Genomic DNA, 6,651 nt, shown 5'->3' on the forward strand with positions numbered 1-6,651 from the left:
GAAAGTGGAGAAACGCTGGTGCAGTGGTGTGAGAAGAAGGACATCAAAATCCACACGATGAAATACTGGCTGCGCAAACAGTCGCCCGTATCCAAAAAGTCGCAAGAGACCGCTTGGGTCTCCTGTCTGGTGGAAGAACCTTCGTAAGCGTCCAATAATGAGCACGTTCTAATAGAAGATTCTTCATGAGATACTCTTTCCAGAATTGAATTTCTGGGAGGAGTTTTTTTTGAAAAGAAAAGAGAAGGAATTATATTGGACCGGTCAAATCAATGAATATCGGGAAAGTGGAGAAACGCTGGTGCAGTGGTGTGAGAAGAAGGACATCAAAATCCACACGATGAAATACTGGCTGCGCAAGCAGTCACCGGTAGCCACAGAGAAACCAGAGACCGCTTGGGTCTCCTGTCTGGTGGAAGAAGAAGAAAATTTGAAAGACACCATCACGTTGAAAATTAAAAATGTGGAAATCGAGGTGATGAGTGGCTTCCAGGACGAACTGTTACTGAAGGTCCTTCGGACACTTGACCAATTATGATGAACGGACGGATTGTCGAACGGGTGTATTTGGCGGCCGGACCGACAGACCTCCGAAAGTCGATTGACGGGCTGGCAGTCATCGTCCAGGAACTGTTCCAGCTCGATCCCTTCTCCCATGCACTTTTTGTGTTCTGTAACCGGAAAAAAGACAAGCTCAAGATCCTGTTTTGGGACCACAATGGCTTCTGGCTCTACTACCGGCGGTTGGAAAAAGGGTTGTTCGATTGGCCGGACCTGGGGTCCAGCCAGCCGTTGCCCATCACGTCCCGGCAGTTGAATTGGTTGCTCGATGGCCTGCCGCTGAACCAGCACCAAGCACACCCATCCGTTGCGGCGAAAAAAATCATTTAGGTCTATTTGAGGCAAAACTTTTGTGCTATTCTTAGACTTATGAGAAAACCAGACGGAAACACCTCACCTACAATTGAAGAACTGGAAAAGAAGAACGCGCAGCTAGAGAACCAGATGAAGACACTGGAGCTGAAGGTGCAGTGGTACGAAGAACAGTTCCGCCTGTCCCAGCAGAAACGGTTTGGTGCATCCAGCGAAAAGACGGATGACAATCAGTTGGCGCTGCAGCTGTTCAACGAAGCCGAAATCTCTTCTTCCGTCTTATTGGCGGAACCGACAATGGAGACCGTCAACTACACGCGCAAAAAAATTGGCGGCCGTGCCGAAAAGTTGAAAGACCTGCCGGTCGAAACCATCCATTACGACCTCTCTGACGCAGAGAAGGTCTGTTCGGCATGCGATCACGCACTCCATGAAATGAGCCATCAAACCCGGCAAGAGCTGAAAATCGTTCCGGCACAGGTCAAAGTGGTGAAACACGTTCAGCACATTTACAGCTGCCGGCATTGCGAAAAATATGAAATCACGACACCTATCATGAAAGCAAAAATGCCGAATCCGGTCATCCCGAAGGGATTGGCTTCTCCTTCCGCGATTGCCTTCATCATGACGCAAAAGTTTGCGGACGGGCTGCCACTTTACCGTCAGGAAAAGCAGCTGGAACGGATGGGGATTCCATTGAACCGCCAGACCCTGTCGAACTGGATGATTTCAAGCACCACCCGCTGGTTGAGCCCGTTTTATGATACCCTTCACCGGCAACTCCTGCAGGAAGAGCTGCTTCATGCCGATGAGACCAGCCTGCAAGTGCTTGATGAGCCCGGCAAAACGGCCCAGTCCAAGTCGTACATGTGGCTCTACCGCACGAGCGGCGCTTCGGAAAAACCGATGGTCCTTTTCGATTACCGGGCGAGCCGCTCGAGTGCAAATCCGAAGGTTATCTCAATGTCGACGGATATGCCGGCTATGAATCGCTCGAAAATGTAGAGCTCGCGGGCTGTTGGGCACATGCCCGCCGGAAATTCGATGAGGCGCTGAAGGCATTGAAGAGTCCCTCGTCAAGTGCCACCCGATCGACGATTGCCAAAAAGGGCCTCAACTTCTGTAACCAATTATTCGCGATTGAACGAAAAATCAAGAAGTTGGATGCCAAAGAGCGGTTGAAAATACGCCAAAAAGACAGTCAGCCTGTGCTGGATGCTTATTTGGCTTGGCTCCATGAACAAAAAGAAATCATTGCGCCTCAATCGGCCACCGGTAAAGCCATCACTTACTCGTTGAATCAATGGAACAAGCTGACAACGTTCATGGAAGATGGACGTATCGAGATCGACAACAACCGCGCCGAACGATCGATCAAACCGTTCGTCATCGGACGAAAGAATTGGCTGTTTGCCGTTTCGACAAGCGGTGCGAATTCCAGTGCCATCATCTACAGTCTCGTAGAGACAGCCAAAGAGAATGGATTGAATCCATTTTTCTACCTTCAATTTCTTTTCGAAGAACTTCCGCAGTTGGACATGACGGCTGACTTGAACATCGATCATCTCATGCCCTGGTCGAAGGAACTTCCAAAAGACTGTTACATCCAAAAGAAAAAATAGAAAATGCCTTTCCGACAAAAATCGGAAAGGCATTTTCTTTTCTAAGAAACCAGGTGTGAACTATTGGACGTTTACTCTTCGAAACTCATGCCGACGATAGTGGGACCTTTCTTTGGCTCGACCGAGTACGATAATTATTATTATGGGGAGCTTAGGTATACGATTTTCCACTTGGAACGGCTGCTCGGTTCTCCAAAATCTAAAAGAGTACAGTTCTATTATCAGGCTTCTTGGTGAAATTGCGTGGGTGCCTGGCACCGAAAGCTTCACCATCCGATCATCGATGTTGCGATTTCCATTCGGTCCTGCAAATAACAGGCAATGCGTCGCCAACCTGTTGATAAGGCGCGATGCACCACTCGAATAGCTGAACACTTCTTCAATCGCAGATTCACTGAAGATATCTCGCTCCACACCCGCTTAAGCAAGATGTATATTTATGTATTGTTCGGTCTCTGCGATGTCAAGCTGATGCAGGTGAAATCAAATATCAATCCGCTGACGGATGGACACGAAGAATGGATGCTGTGTAAAAGCTAATATAAAAGTTAACCACCTTTATCATGTTTCCCGTATCATTATGTTTGTCTAGTACTAGCATTATTTGGGAGGAAAAGGAGCCGCTTTGTTGGATCAACTTACTCCTAAAGCTCATATTCTCGATATGAACGGGAGAGTTATCGTTTACAAGAGATTTTGGCTTTACGTTTATACTTTAAATTAATCTAATTGTATTAGAATATTCGTATATAAAATAACAATTTCACTATCTATTTCAGAACAATATCGCAGATTATTTTTGCCGAAATTATTTTACTAATTTTGTTATTGCTAACAATTTCCACTATGGTTATAATTGGCTCAAAAGTATTGGTAGTAGGCTAATGTGCTTACTATACTGAAACGAAGGCAAATAGTTGAATTATTAAATCCTTAATGAGCTGATTCTCGATGGGAACAAAATAGTAACAATGAGTTTGAATTAGTAATTGACTGGTCTACCCGCGATGACTATCATCAAAAAGTGGTTAATTCATAGAATACAAGACCAAATTTTCATAGCTGCTTGCGGTTGCTGAAATTAGAAAAATGTAAACTTCTTTGCGCTACAGGAATTACTACCCTACGATTTAGAATAATTAGTACAGTCTTAGATCTAATTGAACAAAGCTAATTGATCAGAGCGGAAATTTTATATAAATAATGTAAAAAGAAAGAAGGAATTAGCCATGGATAAGTTTGATGTTGAACGTGCAGTATCAAAAGGGGTTAAAAAAGGATTAGAAGAAGACAGTGGTTTTTCTATTGCTGGATCTGCTTTTGTGTTGATGGCATTCGTGTCATTTCTTCCTGTGTTACTTATTAGCTTATCTGACAAGTCATCGATTACTTTTATTGTCGGGGTGGCATTAATCTGCATTGGTTTCTTTTTGTTCCCCTATTTTCTAGCTATCCTAACACCTATTATGTTTGAATATATGTTATTCAAACTTATCACGAAAGGCGCTATAGAAGACGGAATAACTTTTACTTATTCTGAAGTAATCTTAGAATTTATACAAGAAAGAGGTCTGGTTTTTGTTATAAGTCTTCTTGTCTGCTTGGCTATTGCAAAGTTTAATAGATAATATTATAGCGATTTCTTGCATCGACTAATAAATTCATTCGAAAAGTGCGACAATATAAAAATTGTGTCCCTGTGTCAGAGTCAATTTAGTATACGATACTTGGTTGACTTAAAAGTCGTATAGGGCAACCTCAAGGGTTACAGGATACGGCTTTGGCATATTTATAAAAATTTATATATAGTCATGACTTGATTATACACAGAGGTCGTTTGGAAACAGCAAGGAATTATTGTCTTCTGAACACACATAGTCTACATTACTAGGGCTTCATGTCCTGCACGTGTTTATCTTTTTCTACCTTCTGCGCATAGGTCAGGCAGTACATACAAGAGCATCAATTAGGCGCAGGTGGAGAAATCTAGCTGGCGGATGCTATCCAGAAGTTAAATGAAGTCCAGTCTGTTTATGTCTATGAATTTGATGGGCAACGTTTTGATGTTGAAAAGAACTTTGGTTTCATTGAAACAACGATTGAGTTTGCTTTGAAACGTCCAGAGCTGAGAGATCAGTTGTTGGCGTTGTTTGAGAAAAAATCGGCGGAACAAAAAGTATCTACTAAGTAAGAAAATGATGAAAGCAAGTAAATTGGGAATGTAAGAATTCCTAATTTGCTTGTTTTTTAATTTGCGAGAAACAAGTCAATACTAAGTTGAAAAAGTATTAAAAAGTGGATAAATAATGAGTAGTAAGAATCAGGATATATGATATACTAATGATACATTTATTGTAAAAATAAGAAGGGGTTTGTAGAGGATTTATTATTTCATGCTTGAAAGAATTGTTAATTAATAAAAGAAGTCTAATGAGGACATTGAGGAGAAGATGATGAGAAAGATAATTAGTTTATGTTTAATTGTGGTGTTACTTCTACCGAATTTTGCTTTTGCTGCAGATTTGGAAATTGCGGCAAGTAGCGGTCAGTATACAATTATTACCGAGTCTCAGACGTGGGACCAGTCGAAGACGATTGATAAGAATTTAATCGTTGCGCCTAATGTAATAATTACAGTTAATGCAGGAGTGACAATTAACTTTAATGCCGATTTAATAATATATGGACATATAAAAAACAGTGGGACGATGTATCTTAATGGCCATGACTTATACGCCAATAATGTGAAAATGTCTTTTGGTAATATGACGGGAGATTCTAATTATCTGCAATACGGTGTATTAGATCCTTATGGCAGAACAACGAATGTTGGAAACTTAAATGTAGATGCAAAACTGTATCCTGCACCACCAACTTCTTTTAATTTGCCTGAGAATAATGTGGTTGAAAACAGCACTTATACCTTAAAAGGGAATACTGTTCCAGGATTCACTGTGAAAAGTGGAGGTGTTGAAACGACATCTCAAGCCGACGGGTCATTTGAGTTGCCACTTGTGTTGAATGATGGAGAAAATACAATTGATATTAGTGTTATTGATGTCTTTAAACAAGAGTTTGCGCTTGAATCCTTATCTCTTACAGTGGTTCCTGCAGAACAGGGAGACACTGAACCACCGATATTGGTCGAAACAAAACCTTTAGCTAGTTCTGAAAACGTTGCAATTGAGAGTCCTATTACTTTTACTTTCGATGAAGACGTTGTAAAAGGAACAGCTTTTAAAGATATTAAAGTAACAGATTCGAAGAAAAAAGCAGTTTCTACAGAAGTTGCAATTCTAAATAATACATTGTCTTTAACGCCAAGCACATCCTTAGCGAATAGTGAACAATACACTGTAACATTGCCGAAAAGTTCCTTAACTGACACAACAGGTAACGCTTTGACAGACATGGTGACATTAACATTTAAAACAATTAATACCCCAGTAGAAGATATTAATGACACGCCACCGGTATTAGTAGAAACAAATCCTATTGATAAAGCAATTGAAGTTAAATTAGACAGTCCAATTAGCTTCGTATTTGATGAAAACATTCAAGATGGAGTAGGTTATCAAAATATTAAAGTGGAAGATGCAAAAAAAGCGCAAGTACCAGTAAAGAAAATGATAACTGAGAATAAATTAGTCATTTCTCCAGAAACTCAATGGGATGATGGAATGCTATATACCGTTTCAATTCCTAAAGAATCAGTAGCTAATATGGAAGGGTATTCTAGTTCTGAAGCATTCACTATTTCATTTACTACAGTAAAAAAAGTGGAAGAAACTCAGCCGCCAGCGAAACCAGTAGTGAATGCAGTTGTTGAAGGAGACACCAAAGTCACTGGGACAGCGGGGATAGGTACAACCGTTTTTGTAGAGTCTGGTGAGGGTGTTTGGAGTAGCCCAACAAATAAGACGGGAGAATTTGCTGTTGAAATCGAACCACAAGGAGCGGGTACTGAACTAAGTGTCTTTGTGGAAGATACAGAGGGAAGTAAGAGCGCCGAAGTAATTTTTACCGTTGCCAAAAAGCCGGTTTCAACAGGAGGAACACAATTCAAAGGAAAAATCACAGAAGATACAGCTTGGACCAAAGCGAATTCGCCTTATATTCTGGCGGGACAAGTAGAAGTCACCGATGGTGCCAAATT

General features: G+C 41.3%; 5 protein-coding genes and 2 pseudogenes. All 7 read left to right on the forward strand.

The window, feature by feature from the left end:
- A partial coding sequence (tnpA, locus tag H9630_RS18930; protein ID WP_404825524.1) for an IS66 family insertion sequence element accessory protein TnpA occupies nucleotides 1–147 on the forward strand: 147 nt, incomplete at its 5' end.
- Between the two features lie 82 nt (nucleotides 148–229).
- Nucleotides 230–538 carry an IS66 family insertion sequence element accessory protein TnpA gene (gene tnpA, locus H9630_RS00980; RefSeq protein WP_191713628.1) on the forward strand — a complete coding sequence of 103 codons (309 nt, stop codon included), beginning with the start codon at nucleotides 230–232 and terminating at the stop codon, nucleotides 536–538.
- Entirely contained in the window at nucleotides 535–891 is a 357-nt protein-coding gene (tnpB, locus tag H9630_RS00985; RefSeq protein ID WP_191713629.1) for an IS66 family insertion sequence element accessory protein TnpB, read from the forward strand. The genes tnpA (H9630_RS00980) and tnpB overlap by 4 nt, the downstream gene beginning before the upstream one ends.
- A gap of 39 nt (nucleotides 892–930) precedes the next feature.
- A pseudogene (gene tnpC, locus H9630_RS00990) lies at nucleotides 931–2,495 on the forward strand (IS66 family transposase).
- A 1,229-nt stretch (nucleotides 2,496–3,724) separates the two neighbouring features.
- Nucleotides 3,725–4,123 carry a hypothetical protein gene (locus H9630_RS00995; RefSeq protein ID WP_191713630.1) on the forward strand — a complete coding sequence of 133 codons (399 nt, stop codon included), beginning with the start codon at nucleotides 3,725–3,727 and terminating at the stop codon, nucleotides 4,121–4,123.
- A 320-nt stretch (nucleotides 4,124–4,443) separates the two neighbouring features.
- Nucleotides 4,444–4,686, forward strand: a pseudogene (locus tag H9630_RS18770) (UTP--glucose-1-phosphate uridylyltransferase); the annotation flags it as partial.
- Between the two features lie 262 nt (nucleotides 4,687–4,948).
- The coding region (locus H9630_RS01000) for an Ig-like domain-containing protein (RefSeq protein WP_225218308.1) at nucleotides 4,949–6,651 on the forward strand (1,703 nt) is incomplete at its 3' end.

This window comes from Planococcus wigleyi (genome assembly GCF_014836985.1).
GTDB lineage: Bacteria > Bacillota > Bacilli > Bacillales_A > Planococcaceae > Planococcus > Planococcus notacanthi.